This is a genomic window from Staphylococcus sp. FSL K6-0223 (assembly GCF_038008285.1).
Map to the genome: position 1 here is coordinate 506,788 of NZ_JBBOYX010000001.1, position 18,977 is coordinate 525,764.

Here is an 18,977-nt window from a genome sequence, read left to right on the forward strand (position 1 = left end):
TTAATCATTTAACTTAATTAATCGAGCAATATTTTCAGCAGTTTGTGTTAAGAATCGTTCTCCATTTTCTAATAAATAGGGGAGTTCTGATGGCGTTTCTATAATGCTAAACACAGTATCAATTCCATGTTGATATACGGCTTGATAATTTTTTCCTAAACTACCGCATATACCAATAACAGGTAAGTCGAATTGTTTGGCTGCTTTTGCCACTCCGATAGGTGTTTTACCATAAATCGTTTGTACATCTATTTTTCCTTCTCCTGTAATAACTAAATCGGCATCTTTAATGCTTTGAAGAAATTGCGTTTCTTTTAAGACAATATCGATGCCATTAGATAATGACGCATTGAAGAAAGTGAGAATACCAGCTCCTAATCCACCGGCAGCTCCAGCACCAGGTATATCTTTAACACTGTTATGATATGCTTTCTCTATCATATCATGATAATTTGCGAGTGCGGAATCCAACTTTGGTATCATCTTTTCAGTTGCTCCCTTTTGTGGTCCGTAAATATATGTTGCACCATTAGAACCTAATAAAGGATTTGTAACATCACATGCCACTTCAAAGGTAACGTCGTTTAATCTATAATCTAAATTTGACGCATCTATATGAGTTAAATGAGCAAGAGCGCCACCACCAAGTTCAATTTCTTCATTATCAGAGTTTAGAAATTTTACGCCAAGAGCGGTCAGCATACCACTACCACCATCATTTGTTGCACTCCCCCCTATGCCTAATATAATTTTAGTCACATTATGGTTTAGAGCATCTTTAATTAATTCGCCAACGCCAAATGTTGTAGTAATTAAAGGATTACGTTCATCTGTACGAATTAAATCTAATCCTGAAGCTGCTGCCATTTCAATAATAGCCACATGATTATCTCTCGAACGAGCATAAGATGCAGTCACTTCTCTAAAAAGTGGATCATGTACTTTAATGCTATGAATTGTCGCATCTAATGCTTCTATTAAAGCTTCGGTTGTACCTTCGCCACCATCTGCCATAGGGATAACCTCTGTTTTAAGCGCATCACCGAATATATTTTTAAAACCCTGTTCTATAGCTAATCCAGCTTGTTTAGCAGACATACTCTCTTTAAATGAATCTGGCGCAATAACCATTTTGTTTATGTTCAACGAGATCACTTCTGATTAAAATTATAAATAAAAAACTAAATTAAAATGATTTAATGTTTAAAATATAAAAAAAGTATATAATGGTATTTAATTAAATAGAATTGATTAAACACTATAATGTAACATTATTGTAGTGGAGGAGTAGTGTAAATGTCTAACTTTAAACAACACGAATTTTACATCTGGGTCATAGGGTTATTATTATTTTACGGTTACTTAGGTTTAATTATTCCTTTACATGGAATCGATTGGTTTTTTGGAAGTCATCAAGGCATAAGTACCTTTTATCATCATTTTGATAATTTGAATGGACGTTATATTAGTAATTTAATTGAACTTGTAGCAGTGCGTTCGGTAATATTACGTATGATTATGTATTCAATAATATCAGTAAGCATTATTTTATTAATACTCAAATTGATACGCCAAACATTTTCAATCCGTCATCTCATGCTTGCAACTATGTTATTGCTTATTATACCTAATTCAGTTTTTTCAGAGAGTTATGGAAGCTTTGGCTACTTTTTTAGTTATGCTTTTGGAATGATATGTGTTCTCTATAATTTGTATTTTATAAGTCAAATTTTATTTATAAAAGATGAACTAAAAATGTACAATGTCATTTTATTTTGGATCAGTTGTTTCAGTGGGCAATTATTTGCTGAATCATTAACTTTTTTCGTTAATTTGGCTTTATTCACGACATTAATTGCTTATTTTGTGTTAAAACGTAAAATTAACTTTAATTTATTAATAGGGTTTCTATTATCATTATGTGGTACATTAATCATGTTGATTAACCAGACGTACATTAATTATCTAAGTGACATTCAAGCAATGAGAGCACACATTGATGGCTTAGGTTATGTTCATAAATTAAGAGTTACAATATTAAATGACCTTCCACGTTATATGTTTTTTAATCATATTATCATAGTGTCTATGATTGCGATTGTTATAATTGGGTTACTTATAAAAAATACTCGCTTTCAAACGTTTTCTAAAATCAGACAAATGATATTAATGATTGGTATACTTGTATTGCCTATATACAAGATATTTATTTTTGAACCCTTTAATTTTAATCAAACAACTTTGATTACAAGTTATGGTCTAATTAATTTCTTATTATGTTTTAGCTTTTTCGTCAGTATAAGTATGGCTAGTTTTATTATAGTTACAGATAGCTACTATCGTATTATTTTAATAGTTGCTTTTATTTCTATTATTTTAAGTGCTATACCTATCTTTTTCATTTCAGAGGTAACGTCTCAACAGTTCTTTATTGTATATATAATGTGGTGTGTGATATTGATTACTTTAGTTACTGAATTACATACTTTAAAACAAAGCTATGATAATATTCTTAAAATTTGTGTAGGATGTTTATTATTCGTATTTATTGCTATTTTTACGATTGTGCATTTTAAATATGAAGCTAGATTAAATAATATTCAAACTCAAATTCAACAACATAGAAATGAAATTATTGTAAAACATTTGCCATTTGAGACATATTTCTATGAAATGACTCCAACTGAAGAAATCGAAAAGGAAAATTTCAAAGAGTACTATCAAATTTCAAATAATAAACAACTTAAAATATTGCCGTTTGATATTAATGTAATAGAAGACAGAGGAGATTAACTATGAAGTTAAAACAAACGCACTATGAAATAATTAAATTCGTCATAGTGGGTGGGATTAATACACTTGATTATTATTTAGTGTATCTCATTTTACTAAAATTATTACACATTCACTATATGGTGAGTCATATTATTGGATTTATAGTAAGTTTTATTATTTCTTATTATTTAAATTGTTATTTCGTTTATAGAGTTAAACCAACCCTTAAGAAATTTTTAAGTTTTCCATTAACACAAGTAGTAAATATGGGAATGCAATCTTTGTTTTTATATATCTTTGTAAGATGGTTTAATTTCCCTTCTGAAATTGCACCGTTTGTAGGACTTATCGTTACAATTCCGATTACTTTTATATTATCTAAATGGATTTTAAAAGACTAAAATTTAAAAAAGAGCTAGAATTGTGTACTTCTAGCTCTTTTTTTTATAAATAGGAAATTAGGTTTGACTAAAAAATTAATTAGCTTATTTTTATAAAAATGATAGAAATAAAAAAATATTGTAATTCAAATTTTGATAGTACATACTAGTAATACTAAGTGTTTAAGGTGGTTAGCTAGATATGACCCAAAACGAAAATCTTAAATTGGCGCAAAGAGGCGCTTATTTAAGTTTAGTTGTTTATATCGTTTTATCTGTTGCAAAATATATTACTGGATATGTGTACGATTCGGCAGCTGTAAGAGCAGATGCATTGAACAATATGACTGATATTGTTGTATCTATCGCTGTTATTGTGGGGTTAAAGATTTCAATTAAGCCAGCTGATAAAAATCATCCTTATGGTCATTTGAAATCTGAAAATATTTCAACGCTTTTCGTATCATTCATTATTATGTTTGTAGGTATCCAAGTAGTGATTGAAAATGCACCTCGAATGTTGACAAATGAACACCATATTCCAAATTTTATTACGATTATTATTAGTATGATGAGTGGTGTCATTATGATTGGTGTTTATGCTATTAATCATAGACTTGCAAAACAAACTAAAAGTAGCTCATTAGACTCGGCCTCAAAAGATAATTTATCTGACGGTTTAGTCAGTATTGGTACTGCTATTGGATTATTATTTACACAATTTGGTCTACCTATTATTGATGTGATACTTGCTACTGTATTAGGATGTTTAATTATTTATACTGGGTTTGGGATATTTAAAGATTCAATTTTTGCATTGAGTGATGGATTTAAGGAACAAGATTTAGAAGAATATCGAAGTCTTGTTCAAGAAGTTACAGATGTAAGAGAAGTAAAAAATGTAAAAGGACGTTATCACGGCAGTAGCATTTTTTTAGATGTAACGATTGTAGTTGATGCAAATTTATCATTACAAGAAGCGCATGATATTTGCGATAGAGTAGAAACACATTTAGAACATAATGGTATATCGTCTGTATATGTTCATCCAGAACCAAATACATTAAATGAGAAATAAAAAAGAGCGGGAGTATACTCCTGCTCTTTTTTGATTCAATTTACCACCAACCATTTGATTCTCTAAAACGTATCGCTGCTCCAATTGATCCATAACGTTCTTTTGCATATTGAATCATGCCTTTAGTTTGGGTTTCCACTGATCCATACCCCCATGATTGGTTAGTTTGGCCTAATCCATGGTATTGACCATTTGATGCATTAGGGTTACCGCCGGATTCAGGAAGTACAATTTTCTCCCACATTTCTTCTGTGCCTCCAGCAGCTAAGAAACGTTGATATACTGATTGTGTACGACTTGAAGTACTAGAAGTTGTCGCGTTTGAACTTGATATATTTAAATTAGATGTATGACTTTGATGATATTGGTATTGATGTTGTTGAGAAGGGGATGTTGATACCTCTTCTGCGTGTGCCTGGCCACTTTCTAATCCAGCGGCACCTAATGAGAGCATGGTCATTAATGCAAAAATTGATTTTTTCATGATAAAAAACTCCTTTGTGATTTGGATATTAATGTTCGAATTAAAACATTGCATCCCAATAAATCTAGATGTTGACTACGGTATGTTCACTATAACAGTTAATTTAATGACATAGGTTACTGTCATATCAAGAATCATTATCAAATATGAACACGAAGTAACAAATATCTCAAACGTTTATCATATATTCCGAATTAAATTATAAGTAGTCCTATTATGAAAAAAAGTGAAATAGTTCTATAATAATGGTGTAAAGATAAATAGATATTAAATTAAATAATGAGGAAAGTATTTATAATTCAATCGTTATACTCATTAACTTTCTATTAACCTAAGGAGTGTTATATTATGCCAAAATTAATTTTATGTCGCCATGGACAAAGTGAATGGAATGCGAAAAATTTATTTACCGGTTGGGAAGATGTTCAACTGTCAGAACAAGGGAGAAATGAAGCCATCACTTCAGGTAAAAAATTAAAAGAAAACAAAATTGAAATTGATGTTGCTTATACTTCTTTATTAACAAGAGCATTGGAAACGACTCAATATTTATTAGCTGAATCTGACCAAGAATGGATTCCCGTTCATAAAAGTTGGCGCTTGAACGAACGACACTATGGAAAATTACAAGGGTTAAATAAAGATGATGCCCGTAAGGAATTTGGTGAAGAACAAGTTCATCAATGGAGACGTTCTTATGATGTATTACCGCCAGCACAAACTGAAGAACAACGTCAATCTTATTTAAATGATCGTCGTTATCGTCATTTAGATCATCGTATGATGCCTTACTCTGAAAGTTTAAAAACAACATTAGAGCGTGTCATTCCAATTTGGACTGATCATATTTCACAACATTTATTAGATGGGGATACTGTACTTGTAGCAGCACATGGTAACTCTATTCGAGCATTAATTAAATATTTAGAAAACGTATCAGATGAAGACATTATAGGCTATGAAATTAAAACTGGCGCACCGTTAATTTATGAATTAGATGATGATTTAAAAGTAACTAATCATTATTATTTATAAAAGTGTGAGCAAGAATTTTTATTTATTGTAATATAGTAGATACAATAAAAGGCTAAAGCATTAAAGAAGTGCTTTAGTCTTTTATTAATGTAGTGGAGTAAGATTGTTTGTAAAAATAGTTAAACGGTTTTAACTAACGTCGATATTGCTTAATCATCTTTAATGCACGTTTGCGTGTTTTAATATTAGAACTTTTTAAGTTGCGACGTGCAGTTTGTAAATCTTGTTTCATAAATAGTCCTCCTTTTTATAAAGAATAAAGGAAAAGATGGTTTATGTAAATAGTAATTATTACGATTTATAAAATAAAAATAAGGAGATGATACCATGTCGCATAGTAAAAAGTTAATTATGATTTTCACTATGCTATTAGGTGGTTTTTTTGGTTTATTAAATGAAACCTTGTTGACCACAGCATTACCGAGAATAATGAAAGATTTTCATATTGCATATTCTCAAGTACAATGGCTCACAACAGCCTTCTTACTAACAAATGGAGTAGTTATTCCATTATCTGCATTTATTATTCAACGTTATACAACAAGACAGGTCTTCTTAACTGGAATTATTATATTCTTTCTAGGCACTTTACTAGGAGGATTTAGCCCTAATTTCACTACTTTATTAATTGCAAGAATTATCCAAGCATTAGGTTCTGGTATTATGATGCCACTAATGATGACGACTATATTAGATATATTTGAACCGCACGAACGTGGAAAATATATGGGGATGTTTGGATTAGTGATTGGTTTAGCACCAGCGATTGGACCTACATTATCTGGATATTTGGTTGAATACATTAATTGGAGAGCATTGTTTTATGTTGTAGCTCCAATTTTAGCAGTGACTTTTATACTTGCTTTAATTTTTATTAAAAACGTTGGAGTAAAAGTAAAAGCGCCCATTGACATGCTATCCATTATCTTATCTATTATCGGATTCGGTGGTATGTTATATGGGGTAAGTTCTATTTCTCAGAAAGGTTGGAATGACCCAGTCGTTCTGAGCACTATTATTTTAGGCATTATTTTTGTAGTTTTATTTATTTGGAGACAAGAACGACTTGAAACCCCTCTATTAAGTTTTAAAGTATTTAAAAATAGTCAATTCGCAGTGGGTATTGCTATTATGGCTGTAACGATGATTTCAATGATTGGATCTGAAACGGTCTTACCTATGTTTGTACAAAATGTGTTGCAACGTACGCCTGTTGATTCTGGTTTGATATTGTTACCCGGAGCAATTGTAATGGCAATCATGTCCATCATATCTGGGCGTTTATATGAAACGTTTGGAGCACGAGTACTTTCAATGATAGGTATGATTATTGTAACGATTACGACGTCCTACTTTGTAGTGATGGATGAGCATACGTCAACAATTGTTTTAGCAACTATTTATGCGATTCGTATGATTGGTATTGCTTTAGGGTTAATGCCTGTAATGACGCATACAATGAACCAACTAACTCCAGAATTAAATGCTCATGGATCTTCAATGACAAATACGATTCAACAAGTAGCGGGTTCTATTGGTACAGCTGGTTTAGTAACAATTTTAAGTGTAGCAAGTCAGCATTTTAAACCGACACCAAGTGATTATCAAGGAATGGCTAAAACAGAGATGATGAAACATATTCAAACAGACGCAATGATACATGGTTATCATTCTGGCTTTTTATTTGCAGTGATTATCACAGTCGTTAGTTTATTATTAACTTTTTTACTTAAACGAAAAAAAGATATAAATGAAGAAAGTTATTAACCTCATATCTAAACATTCTATTTTATTTAATAGTTTAAATAGTTATTGACTATTCATATTGATGAGATTAGAATTAATTTATTCTGACTAATTTAATAGGAATATGGAGGAGTTATTAATGAAAAGACTTTTATTTGTAGCTTTGACACTTATTTTTGTATTAGCCGCATGTGGTAATAGTGATTCATCTGACAAAAATAGTGATTCAAAATCAAGTAGCAGTAATAGTGATAAAAAAACATTAAGTGTAGGAACTGAAGGGACTTATGCACCTTTTACTTTTCACAACAAAAAAGATCAGTTAACTGGTTATGATATTGATGTAATTAAAGCTGTTGCGAAAGAAGAAGGATATAAACTTAAATTTAATGAAACATCTTGGGATTCAATGTTTGCTGGTTTAGATGCAAAACGTTTTGATGTCATTGCAAACCAAGTGGGTATTAATAAAGAAAGAAAAGAAAAATATAAATTCTCTAACCCTTACACTTATTCAAGTGGTGTCTTAGTTGTTCGTGATGATGAGAAGAATATTAAATCATTTGATGATGTTAAAGGTGAAAAATTAGCGCAAACATTTACTTCTAACTACGGAAAACTTGCTAAAGATAAAGGTGCTAACATCACTAAAGTAGATGGTTTCAACCAGTCTATTGATTTATTATTATCTAAACGTGTGGATGGTACTTTTAATGATAGCTTATCTTATTTAGATTATAAAAAACAAAAACCTAATGCTAAAATTAAAGCAATCAAAGGTGATGCAGAACAAAATAAATCAGCATTTGCATTCTCTAAAAGTGTTGATGATAAAGTTGTTTCTGATTTCAACGATGGTTTGAAAAAACTTAAAGAGAATGGTGAACTAGCAAAAATTGGTGAGAAATGGTTCGGTGAAAATGTTTCTGAGCCTAAATAGTCAACAACAACACGCATTAGATGCAGCAACTCAAGCATTTGGACCCATGTTGGAAGGTTTAGTAAAATACTCTATTCCAATTACAATTGTGACATTTATTTTAGGTTTGATTATCGCTTTGTTTACGGCGTTAATGCGTATTTCGTCTAGTAAAGTATTAAGAGGAATTGCACGTGTATATGTATCTATTATTCGTGGGACACCAATGATTGTACAACTCTTTATTATCTTTTATGGTATTCCAGAACTTGGACGTCTAATTACTGGAAATGCAGACGAACAATGGACATTGTCTTCTGTTGTTTCAGCGATTATTGGATTGTCTTTAAATGTGGGTGCATATGCATCTGAAATTATCCGTGGCGGTATTATTTCTATTCCAAAAGGCCAGACAGAAGCGGCATACTCTATTGGAATGAATTATCGTCAAACGATTCAACGTATTATTTTACCTCAAGCGATTCGTGTTTCAGTTCCAGCTTTAGGTAACACATTCTTAGGATTAATTAAAGACACTTCATTATTAGGATTTATCTTAGTAGCTGAAATGTTCCGTAAAGCGCAAGAAGTTGCTTCTACAACATACGAGTACTTTACAATTTATATTCTCGTAGCTGTGATGTATTGGGTTGTTTGTTTTATTATTTCAGTCATCCAAGGCTTCTATGAATCATATATTGAAAGAGGGTATAAGGCATGATTGAGTTATCCAATATTCATAAATCTTTTAATGATAAAGAAGTAATTAAAGGTATTGATTTGAATGTAAAAAAAGGTGAAGTTGTCACATTAATTGGTCGTTCCGGTTCGGGTAAGACTACATTATTGCGTATGATTAATGCGTTAGAGATTCCGACTGAAGGCAACGTTACTGTGAATGATAAAACTTATACTGCTAAAGATAAGAAATCTCAAATTGAAGTACGTAAACAATCAGGTATGGTATTCCAAAGTTATAATCTTTTTCCACATAAAACGGCTTTAGAAAATGTGATGGAAGGTTTAGTAACTGTAAAGAAAATGAGTAAATCAGAAGCTAGAGATAGAGCATTAGACTTACTTGAAAAAGTAGGTTTGACACATGTTAAAGATCAACGTCCTCATGCACTCTCTGGTGGTCAACAACAACGTGTGGCGATTGCGAGAGCTTTAGCGATGAATCCTAAAGTGATGTTATTTGATGAACCTACATCTGCACTTGACCCTGAACTTGTAAATGATGTGTTGAAAGTTATTAAAGAATTAGCAAATGAAGGCATGACGATGGTGATAGTTACTCATGCAATGCGTTTTGCAAAAGAAGTATCTAATAAAGTTGTATTTATTCACGACGGAGAAATTGGTGAAGAAGGGTCTCCTGAAGAATTATTTAATCATCCTAAAACTGATGAATTAAGACGTTTTTTAAATGTAATTAATAAAAATTAAAAAAGAATCGTCGTTTGAGATATTTCATCTTGAACGACGATTCTTTTTATTGAATAATGCTTTCTTTCTTCACATAAATAGACTTTAGAAATGTTTATTATTTTAAACTGATAGTAAAACAGTAAGCTCAAATTGAAGTACTTTATTCTCATATTGATTAAATGTCATAACTTCAACGGTTAAACTACCAAATTGTTTTTTTAATTTTTTATCTAAAACTTTAACTTTTACATATAAGTTATCATTTGGATAAACAGGTTTAATAAAGGTTACATTATTTAAATGAGTCCTTGCTATGATGTCTTCTTCATATTTATTTTCTTCAATCCAAAGTTTAAAGGAGAGAGAAAGGGTATGCATACCTGATGCTATAATCCCTTTATACATTCCTTGACCTGCTTTTTTCTTATCTAGATGCATATATTGAGGGTCAAATTGATGAGCAAACTCTAATATTTCTTTCTCAGTTATTTTGTAATGTTTACTAATGAATGTATCTCCTATAGAAAACATACTGTATTTCATAGTTATATGCCTACCTTAAAGTATACTTATAATGCAATGATTATCTTCTATTTTTGATCCATTGTTGAGTATGATAAAGAACAGGTTTAATTGGCTTAATGAAGTCACCAATATATTCATAAACACCAGCATTAAAGCCTTTTTTGAACTGTTGGACACCATAATCTTCAGCATTTTCACTAAAGTCTCCAGTAATACCATAGAAGTTGTAACGGTCAATGTTATGCTCTTTAGCAAATTTAATCATTTCCCACTGTAAACGATAGGCCCCCATATATTCATTATATTTTGGATTAGAACCACTAGATAAATAATATACTTCATGTTCATTGTAGATATATAATGCAGCTGCTAGATTTAATACTTCACCTTCTGCTGCAATTTTATCTTTTGTTTGGTTTATTTTACGTTCATTGCTATCAAATTGTTGTTGAAGTTGATTGCGTTTATTTTTGTTCTTTTTAGAGTTAGGGCTTTCTTTTAAAGCTTCTTCAATTTCAGTAAGTTGTTTTGTTAAATCCTCATGTTTATGTTGTAGAGTAGACAAATAATCTTTTAAATCGATATAAGCTAATTTTAGCATGGCATGATCTTTATATGTTTTTTGCATTTCATAGAAATAAGGCTCATCTCTAAATTTAAAGCCATGTTTTTCTTCAGCCATTTGGAACAGTTCAAAGAAAGTATGTGTGTCTTCCATAGGTAATGTTTTAACTTTTACGCCCATCTCATATGTCTTTTTAATATTACGACGTGTTTGATAGTCCATTTCTTTTAGTAATTGTTCCTCAGTTTTATCTTTAAGATCAAGTACAGACAGCCAACGAATTTGACTCATTGTACTATAACCTACAGACCATCCTTGATGTTTATATCCTAAGTCTTCAAGTGTTTTAATCACTGCACGATTATCGTAGCTTTTTAAGATTTCTCCATCTGCATTACGTAGGTTTTCTAAAATATATGGATCTACTAAAACAAATAGACAATTTTGTTTTTTTAAATATTCTGTTAGTGATTTGAAAAAGAAGTGAACCAGTTTGATATTGCTATAATCCATTACTGGACCACGATGTGTGTAAAAATATTTATAAAATTTTAATGCGCGTGCTTCAGTCATTAATGTTGCTGCAATGACATCTCCACTATCATCTTTAACACCTACAACATGTACATCATGTTTCATCTCATTTCTATTATCCAAGTGTATTCGAGATTGTGTATAGTGAGAAAAATGTTCGGATGTGAATTTTTCAAATTCTTCAGGTGTTAAACTTACGAATTTCATGATTATCTACTCCTCTGTATTTTTAAGAATTCTAAACTATTTTATCAAATTAGTTCTATTATTACACACATTTAGTAAATTAATTTACTCGTACTTTAGTATTAGATAATAATTATTTTTTAAAATATATAACTATAAAACTTAAAATATAATATTTTTTAATAGTCTAGTTTATATTGCAAAACCACTGTATGATAATCAGTATAAGCATAGTATAATAGTAAGAGTTATATTAGGTTAGATTAGAAAAAGTAGGAGTGAACATATTTGAAAAGATTGATTTTATCATTAAGTGTATGTGTCATATTGCTAGCGGGCTGCGGTAATGATGAATATGCTAATAAAATAGATAAAGCTGTAAAACTACAAGATAAAAAACAAGAACGACTTGCTAGGAATGAACAAGGCGATGTGGTAAAACACTTTGATAAAAAAGACGCTAATATATATGTGTATGAAAAAGGTAAATATGTTGTATTAGCATATAGACCATTAAGTAATAACGATGAAATGCATTATTATACATATCAATTTAAAGACAAGAAGGCAACTTATTTAGAGCACTTTGATACGAAACAATATATTAGTACACATGATTCGGATTATAAGGAAGAAAATCTTAACTAATTGAAACAATCTTAAGGAGTATATATGAAAAAATTGATTTTTATTGGAGCTGGGATCATATGTTTAATCATTATCGTTGTCGCTTGCTCTCGAAATAAAAAAGAAACAACCCCAGCTCATACGAAAAATGGAAAAATTTTAATTGTAGAATATGGAGACTATAAATGTCCTTATTGCAAGAAAATTGAAGATAACGTCATGCCTATCATAAAAAAAGATTATATTGATACAAATAGAGTGGAATATCAATTTATTAATGCAAGTTTTCTTGGAAAAGATTCATTAATGGGCTCTAGAGCAGGGAATGCTATTCAATCTATTGCACCAAAAGAATATCTTACATTCCAAAAAAATATATATGCTCATCAACAAGAAGAAAAAAAACATTGGATTACTGAAACATTACTAGATAAAGAAATTGACCAATTAAATATTTCTCAAAAACAAAAAGATCGCATAAAAAAAGAATATAAAACTAAAAATAGCGATGCTTGGAAGGAAGCAGAAAAACAGAAAAAGTTAACAAAAGAAAATCATATTCAATCTGTTCCAACAGTTTTTATCAATGGTAAAAAAGTAGAAGACCCTTATAAAGTTAAAGAATGGAAACAATATTTATAGCATAATACAAAAGACCTAACTTAGTGTTGTTTAAATATTAAATTAGGTCTTTTAATTATGTTTTTATATAGTTTATGAAATATTTAAAAATCTTACATTTAAAATCATTATTTTTATAAAAAAGGGAATAGAGATAAAAGAAATAAAGTTAGAACAATTAATTTACTTTAATTAAGTCGTTTAGTTTGTCATTTTCATTAGATTTATTTAATATACTGAGTATAATAATTATATTAAAGTAGAAGATAGATAAAATGAATACTATTAGTTTTATCATTTCACTATTGGAGGGAAAATAAATGGCTAACTTTAATTTAGATCCAGTTCATTCAGGTGTGAATTTCTCAATACAACACCTTGTAATTAGTAATGTAAAAGGACGTTTTAACGATTTTGATGCAGATATTACAGGTGACTTTCATGATTTAAGTTCTTTAAAAGGCACTTTTACTGTTCAAGCTAATTCTATTGATACTAAAGTAGAAGATCGTGATAATCATCTTAAAAGTGAAGATTTCTTAAACGTTGAACAATATCCTGAAATTAAATTTGAAATTATTAGTGTTGATGACCATTCAGTTACTGGTAATGTAACAATTAAAGATCAAACACAAAAAGAAACATTCGATTTAGATTATAAAGGTATTAGCTTAAACCCACTTAATAATAAAAATACAGCAGGTTTAGTTATTACTGGCGAACTTGATCGTGAAAAATATGGTGTTACATTTAACCAACCATTAGAAACTGGTGGTTTCTTATTAGGTAAAACATTAAATGTGGAATTCGATTTAGAATTTCCTATTGAAGAATAATAAAGTTAAAAAACAGGCAGAGTTCTAACTTTGCCTGTTTTTTTATTGTCTTAAAATATAATAGTTGTTAAATTATAGAAATCACCATTTTAGAAATTAGGAGAGATAACGATGTCAATCGATGTAAAAGAAAATAAAATAATTTTTAAAAGAACATTTAAAGCTCCTATCAATGATGTATTTGATGCCTATACAAATCCATCGTTATTTGAGCAATGGTTTCATCCTCAAGGCGCTAAGACAAAAGTATATCGTTTTAATACTGAAGAAGGCGGGGAAGCCTTCTTTGCAATAGAAACCTCAGAACAGACAAGCTATACATTAACAGAATATCGAAAAGTGGATCGTCCGAAGTATCTTGAATACTTTGATTACTTTGCTACACCTGAGGGAAAAAAAGATACGCGTTTACCTGGTATGCATATTTCAATCAATTTTAACTCAGATAATAAACAAATGACTACTATTACGTCTACGTCAGTGTTTCCAACTAAAGAAGCAGCTCAACAAGCAGTAGGTATGGGAATAGAAGCAGGTATGAATTCAACATTAGATCAACTAGAAGTCTTACTTAATGAATAAATCGTCACGAGGATGTCAAAATTAAATTGAACTTTTAAGTTATAATAATATTGAAAAGAGGATGATATAGTATGAAAGAAAGATATTTAAAAGTGCTGGGATTATTTTCAATTAGTACTTTAATTCCAACATTATTAATTAATTCAAAGTGTTTAAATAATGGCGTCATAAAATATATTTTAAGAACGGCATTAGGCTATGGTATTTTTGCTTCAGGATTACGTTATTTTTCAAAATTAAAAAAAGCACATTAATATCATGACAAGAGCAAGATATGGAAAATAAACCTCCATATGTTGCTCTTTTTTAATCTTCTCTATTCAAAATGCACTTCACTATATATAATATAAAATTATAAATGAATTAAGGAGAGGGAATATGACAAGTAACCATACAACAATTGAAGATACATATACTACAAAAGATCTTATTAAAGCGGCTGTAAGACAGGTACAAATGAAAGAAGTTATGGCAACTCAAACACCTGGACGATATTTACTAAAGTCAATGATGTCAGGATTTTTATTAGCTATTGTTACAGTATTTATGTTAGCAATCAAAACACAGTTTGCAGGAACAAATGATGGACTTGTTAATTTATTAGGAGCAATCTCATTTAGTTTAGCTTTAGTTCTTATTGTTCTAACTAATTCAGAATTACTTACTAGTAATTTTATGTATTTAACTGTCGGATGGTACTACAAAGTCATTGCAGTTAAAAAAATGTTATACATATTCTTATTTTGTTTTATTGGAAATATTATAGGTGGGTTTATTTTATTCTTATTAATGAAGGGTACACATGTGATGACACCTGAAATGGTTGCAAGTCTAAGTAAAACAGTACATTTAAAAACGGTAGAATCAACTTGGTTAAATATTCTTATCAAAGGGATATTCTGTAACTTCTTTATTAATATTGGTATTTATGTTTCAATGCTTTTTAAAGAAGGTTTAGCGCGCGCATTTTTCATTGCTGTTGGTGTGATAGTATTTGTATTTATGGGATATGAACACGTTGTATTTAATGCTGGATTATATGCAGGAATGATTTTTTATAATAGTGATGCATTATCATGGATAGATGTGCTAAAAAATATCGTATTTGCTTTTGTAGGTAACTATATTGGTGGAGGTATTTTTGTAGGGCTTGTTTATGCCTATTTAAACGGAAAAAGAGACAGTATAAAAGCATAGTAAGACGATCAAAGAGCGGAAATATCGAGAGACATTTCCGCTCTTTTAATCCCCAACATATTGACTTAATATTCAGAAAATCTTATTATTTTAATCAACATTAAAATAATAAGGGGGAAACCATTTGGTTGCGAATATTCTAGTAGCTCATGGCATGAGAAAAGGAGATCAAAATAAAGCACTCGGTGAATTTATAGATAGTTTATTACAAGATGAAACTTACGCTTATGAGCTTGCTTTTATTGAAAGTGAAGAAAAAAGCGTTGAAAATACGATTACTAATTTAATAGAAAAAGGGGAAACGCAATTTAAAGTTGTACCTTTACTTATATTTTCAGCCATGCATTACATTGTAGACATTCCAGAGATGTTAAGAAACATTAAACAAGCACATCCAAATATAATATATGAAATTAGTGCGCCTCTTGGTACGCATCCATATATGGTGGATTTAGTAGAACAACGTATTAATGATGTGGATATGAATAAAGAGTCAGATGTGGCAGTTGTATTGATTGCACATGGTAGCTTTTCTTATACTAAAGCACATGATGAACTAAAAGAATTTAGTACTAAGTTAAAGCAAGACAAACCTATATATTGCCGTACGTTATATGGAGATATTACGTTTAAAAATGATTTAGATCAACTTTCAAGACAATATCGTCATCTTATTGTGGTTCCAATGTTTTTATATGATGGACGTTTAGTTAATAAAGTAAAGGGTCTTATATCAGAGATGGATATTGCTAATGAATTGCACATGACTCCGTCTATTAATTTCGACCCTATTTTAAAATCGATTATTCGAGAGCGATTAAAAGAATTAACAGTATAGTAACTACATACATCTTTCATTATATGAGTGCTAAATCCTTACTCATGTAATGGAAGGTGTTTTTTATTAGGGAAATCCCCGATTTTACATTTAAATGTGAAAATAATCACATTTTTAAAAGAATATGGTATAAAATAGCCTTGTAAAGAATAGTGAGTTCAAAAATATTTGAAGTTAATCATAATTAAATGTAATAAAAGGGGCATTGATATGGCTAAACAAAAACTCGTAATGATTGGTAATGGTATGGCTGGTTTAAGAACAATTGAAGAAATTTTAGAACGTTCAGATTCTCAATTTGACATTACAATTATTGGTAAAGAACCTTATCCTAATTATAATCGAATCATGTTATCCAACATTTTACAAAAGAAAATGACAGTTGAAGAAACGATTATGAACGATTATGACTGGTATAAAGAACATCATATTGAACTAATTGTAGATGATCCAGTTGAAAAAGTAGATAGACAATCCAAAACTGTCACTACATCTAAAGGTATCACTGTAGCTTATGATATCTGTATCTTTGCGACGGGTTCAAAGGCATTTGTTTTACCTATACCTGGATCAGAATTACCAAGTGTCATCGGTTGGCGCACAATTGAAGATACTGAGCGTATGATTGAAATTGCTAAAACAAAAAAACGTGCCATTGTTATTGGTGGAGGTCTTCTTGGATTAGAATGTGCAAGAGGATTAATGGATCAAGGTATGGATGTAACAGTTCTTCACTTAGCAGAATGGTTGATGGAAATGCAATTAGACCGTAAAGCTGGAGATATGTTAAAAGCTGATTTAGAACGTCAAGGCATGCATATTGAACTACAAGCAAATTCTAAAGAAATTATAGGAACAGATGATGTAGAAGCTATTAAGCTAGCTGATGGTAGAGTAATAGAAACGGATTTAGTCGTTATGGCTGTTGGTATACGTCCATTTACCGAAGTAGCTCGTGAAGCGGGATTAGAAGTGAATCGAGGTATCGTTGTTAATGATTACTTGCAAACATCTGATGAACATATCTATGCCGTGGGTGAATGCGCGGAACACAACGGTAAAGTATATGGTTTAGTTGCACCTCTTTATGAACAAGGTAAAGTGCTTGCTGATTATTTAACAGGTAAAGAGACTGAAGGATATAAAGGTTCTACAACATTTACGTCTTTAAAAGTATCAGGTTGTGATTTATATAGTGCAGGACAAATCGTTGAAGATGAAACTGTACACGGTATCGAAATCTTTAACAGTGTAGATAATATTTACAAAAAAGTCTACCTAAGTGATGGTCGAGTGGTAGGTGCCGTTTTATATGGCGATACAGATGATGGTTCAAGATTTTATAATATGATGAAAAAACATGAATCACTAGAGGACTACACACTAGTGTCACTTCTACATAAAGGCGGAGAAGAAAGTGGAACTTCAATAGCAGATATGCCTGATGATGAAACAATTTGTGGTTGTAATGGTGTAGATAAAGGTACGATTGTCAATGCAATTACAACAAATGGGTTGACTACTGTAGATGAGGTTACAAAAACAACCAAAGCAGGAAATTCTTGTGGTAAATGTAAAGGACAAATTGGAGAAATACTAAAATGTACATTAGGTGATGAATTTGTAGCTGCTAAACCAACGGGTATTTGTGCATGTACTGATTTAACACGTGATGAAATTGTTACCCAAATTAGAGCTAAAGGTTTAAAAACATCAAAAGAAGTTCGTCATGTACTTGATTTTAAAGATAAAAATGGTTGTCCAAAATGTCGCCCAGCTATTAACTACTATCTAAATATGGTATATCCTCATGAACACCAAGATGAAAAAGCATCAAGATTTGCGAACGAACGTTATCATGCAAATATTCAAAATGATGGTACTTTCTCAGTGATTCCACAAATGCGTGGTGGTGTCACAGATGCTGACCAATTAATTCGTTTAGGTGAAGTAGCGAAAAAATATAACGTGCCTCTTGTTAAAGTAACAGGGTCTCAGCGTGTAGGGTTATATGGTCTTAAAAAAGATGAGTTACCAAAAGTTTGGAAAGATTTAGGTATGCGCTCTGCCTCTGCATATGGTAAGAAAACGCGTTCTGTGAAAAGTTGTGTTGGTAAAGAATTCTGTCGATTTGGTACACAATATACTACACGTTTAGGTATTCGATTAGAAAAAACATTTGAATACATAGACACACCTCATAAATTTAAAATGGGTGTTTCTGGTTGTCCAAGAAGCTGTGTAGAATCAGGCGTTAAAGACTTTGGTGTCATTTCAGTAGAAAATGGCTATCAAATTTATATTGGCGGTAACGGTGGCACAGAGGTCACTGTAGGTCAATTACTTACTACTGTTGAAACAGAAGATCAAGTGGTACAACTTTGTGGTGCGCTTATGCAATATTACAGAGAGACTGGAATATATGCTGAACGAACAGCACCATGGCTTAAACGACTAGGATTTGATCATGTTAAAGAAGTGCTTTTAGATGAACAACGTCAAAAAGAACTTTTTGATAGAATTATGGATGCAAAACAAGCACTTGAAGAAGAACCTTGGGAAGCTATTGTTGAAAATAAAGAAGCACAAAAAATATTTGAAGTCGAGAAAGTGTGAGG

At 30.8% G+C, this 18,977-nt stretch carries 21 protein-coding genes; 16 read left to right on the top strand and 5 right to left on the bottom strand.

What is annotated here, in order from left to right:
- Positions 1 to 1,146 (bottom strand): glycerate kinase, encoded by a 1,146-nt coding sequence (locus tag MHI13_RS02340; RefSeq protein WP_070547899.1) that lies wholly within the window; start codon positions 1,144 to 1,146, stop codon positions 1 to 3.
- A gap of 150 nt (positions 1,147 to 1,296) precedes the next feature.
- On the opposite strand from MHI13_RS02340, the gene MHI13_RS02345 reads away from it, so the two are divergent.
- The 3 genes from MHI13_RS02345 to MHI13_RS02355 all read left to right on the top strand — a co-directional run bounded on the left by MHI13_RS02345 (position 1,297) and on the right by MHI13_RS02355 (position 4,233).
- A complete protein-coding gene (locus MHI13_RS02345) occupies positions 1,297 to 2,793 on the top strand; it encodes a hypothetical protein (RefSeq protein WP_017174978.1) in 1,497 nt (498 codons plus the stop codon).
- A gap of 2 nt (positions 2,794 to 2,795) precedes the next feature.
- Complete coding sequence (locus MHI13_RS02350) at positions 2,796 to 3,176, top strand: GtrA family protein (RefSeq protein ID WP_017174977.1); 381 nt, start codon at positions 2,796 to 2,798, stop codon at positions 3,174 to 3,176.
- A gap of 181 nt (positions 3,177 to 3,357) precedes the next feature.
- Positions 3,358 to 4,233: a cation diffusion facilitator family transporter gene (locus tag MHI13_RS02355; RefSeq protein ID WP_017174976.1), complete on the top strand. Its 876-nt coding sequence runs from the start codon at positions 3,358 to 3,360 to the stop codon at positions 4,231 to 4,233.
- 40 nt (positions 4,234 to 4,273) lie between these two features.
- Here the strand turns inward: MHI13_RS02355 and MHI13_RS02360 are convergent, their stop codons facing one another.
- Complete coding sequence (locus MHI13_RS02360; protein ID WP_017174975.1) at positions 4,274 to 4,717, bottom strand: hypothetical protein; 444 nt, start codon at positions 4,715 to 4,717, stop codon at positions 4,274 to 4,276.
- A gap of 348 nt (positions 4,718 to 5,065) precedes the next feature.
- On the opposite strand from MHI13_RS02360, the gene MHI13_RS02365 reads away from it, so the two are divergent.
- A complete protein-coding gene (locus MHI13_RS02365) occupies positions 5,066 to 5,752 on the top strand; it encodes a 2,3-diphosphoglycerate-dependent phosphoglycerate mutase (RefSeq protein ID WP_017174974.1) in 687 nt (228 codons plus the stop codon).
- 133 nt (positions 5,753 to 5,885) lie between these two features.
- Here the strand turns inward: MHI13_RS02365 and MHI13_RS02370 are convergent, their stop codons facing one another.
- Entirely contained in the window at positions 5,886 to 5,984 is a 99-nt protein-coding gene (locus MHI13_RS02370) for a putative metal homeostasis protein (RefSeq protein ID WP_017174973.1), read from the bottom strand.
- A 95-nt stretch (positions 5,985 to 6,079) separates the two neighbouring features.
- Here MHI13_RS02370 and MHI13_RS02375 point away from each other — a divergent pair, with 95 nt between their 5' ends.
- The 4 genes from MHI13_RS02375 to MHI13_RS02390 all read left to right on the top strand — a co-directional run bounded on the left by MHI13_RS02375 (position 6,080) and on the right by MHI13_RS02390 (position 9,866).
- A complete protein-coding gene (locus tag MHI13_RS02375; RefSeq protein WP_070547901.1) occupies positions 6,080 to 7,519 on the top strand; it encodes an MDR family MFS transporter in 1,440 nt (479 codons plus the stop codon).
- Between the two features lie 118 nt (positions 7,520 to 7,637).
- Complete coding sequence (locus MHI13_RS02380) at positions 7,638 to 8,438, top strand: transporter substrate-binding domain-containing protein (RefSeq protein WP_070547903.1); 801 nt, start codon at positions 7,638 to 7,640, stop codon at positions 8,436 to 8,438.
- Positions 8,419 to 9,138 carry an amino acid ABC transporter permease gene (locus MHI13_RS02385; RefSeq protein WP_002448600.1) on the top strand — a complete coding sequence of 240 codons (720 nt, stop codon included), beginning with the start codon at positions 8,419 to 8,421 and terminating at the stop codon, positions 9,136 to 9,138. The genes MHI13_RS02380 and MHI13_RS02385 overlap by 20 nt, the downstream gene beginning before the upstream one ends.
- Entirely contained in the window at positions 9,135 to 9,866 is a 732-nt protein-coding gene (locus tag MHI13_RS02390) for an amino acid ABC transporter ATP-binding protein (RefSeq protein WP_017174970.1), read from the top strand. The genes MHI13_RS02385 and MHI13_RS02390 overlap by 4 nt, the downstream gene beginning before the upstream one ends.
- A 102-nt stretch (positions 9,867 to 9,968) precedes the next feature.
- On the opposite strand, the gene MHI13_RS02395 is transcribed toward MHI13_RS02390, so the two are convergent.
- Complete coding sequence (locus MHI13_RS02395; protein ID WP_017174969.1) at positions 9,969 to 10,391, bottom strand: MaoC/PaaZ C-terminal domain-containing protein; 423 nt, start codon at positions 10,389 to 10,391, stop codon at positions 9,969 to 9,971.
- 40 nt (positions 10,392 to 10,431) lie between these two features.
- Positions 10,432 to 11,679 carry an aminoacyltransferase gene (locus MHI13_RS02400; RefSeq protein WP_017174968.1) on the bottom strand — a complete coding sequence of 416 codons (1,248 nt, stop codon included), beginning with the start codon at positions 11,677 to 11,679 and terminating at the stop codon, positions 10,432 to 10,434.
- Between the two features lie 267 nt (positions 11,680 to 11,946).
- Between MHI13_RS02400 and MHI13_RS02405 the strand changes: the two genes are divergently transcribed.
- The 8 genes from MHI13_RS02405 (at position 11,947) to nirB (ending at position 18,975) form a co-directional block, all read left to right on the top strand.
- A complete protein-coding gene (locus tag MHI13_RS02405) occupies positions 11,947 to 12,306 on the top strand; it encodes a DUF4467 domain-containing protein (protein WP_017174967.1) in 360 nt (119 codons plus the stop codon).
- A 24-nt stretch (positions 12,307 to 12,330) separates the two neighbouring features.
- Positions 12,331 to 12,927 carry a thioredoxin domain-containing protein gene (locus tag MHI13_RS02410; protein ID WP_049382396.1) on the top strand — a complete coding sequence of 199 codons (597 nt, stop codon included), beginning with the start codon at positions 12,331 to 12,333 and terminating at the stop codon, positions 12,925 to 12,927.
- Positions 12,928 to 13,226: 299 nt separating this feature from the next.
- On the top strand, positions 13,227 to 13,742 hold the full coding sequence (locus tag MHI13_RS02415) for a YceI family protein (protein ID WP_019834820.1): 516 nt from the start codon (positions 13,227 to 13,229) through the stop codon (positions 13,740 to 13,742).
- A 111-nt stretch (positions 13,743 to 13,853) separates the two neighbouring features.
- On the top strand, positions 13,854 to 14,324 hold the full coding sequence (locus MHI13_RS02420; protein ID WP_019834821.1) for an SRPBCC family protein: 471 nt from the start codon (positions 13,854 to 13,856) through the stop codon (positions 14,322 to 14,324).
- 71 nt (positions 14,325 to 14,395) lie between these two features.
- Positions 14,396 to 14,578 (top strand): hypothetical protein, encoded by a 183-nt coding sequence (locus MHI13_RS02425; protein WP_002448340.1) that lies wholly within the window; start codon positions 14,396 to 14,398, stop codon positions 14,576 to 14,578.
- A 124-nt stretch (positions 14,579 to 14,702) separates the two neighbouring features.
- Positions 14,703 to 15,521, top strand: a complete 819-nt coding sequence (locus MHI13_RS02430; RefSeq protein WP_002448547.1) for a formate/nitrite transporter family protein — start codon at positions 14,703 to 14,705, stop codon at positions 15,519 to 15,521.
- A gap of 124 nt (positions 15,522 to 15,645) precedes the next feature.
- The gene (locus MHI13_RS02435; protein WP_049379318.1) at positions 15,646 to 16,359 is read left to right on the top strand and encodes a sirohydrochlorin chelatase; all 714 of its coding nucleotides are present in this window, start codon (positions 15,646 to 15,648) and stop codon (positions 16,357 to 16,359) included.
- 210 nt (positions 16,360 to 16,569) lie between these two features.
- Complete coding sequence (nirB, locus tag MHI13_RS02440; protein ID WP_070491918.1) at positions 16,570 to 18,975, top strand: nitrite reductase large subunit NirB; 2,406 nt, start codon at positions 16,570 to 16,572, stop codon at positions 18,973 to 18,975.
- The last annotated feature ends 2 nt before the right edge of the window (positions 18,976 to 18,977 follow it).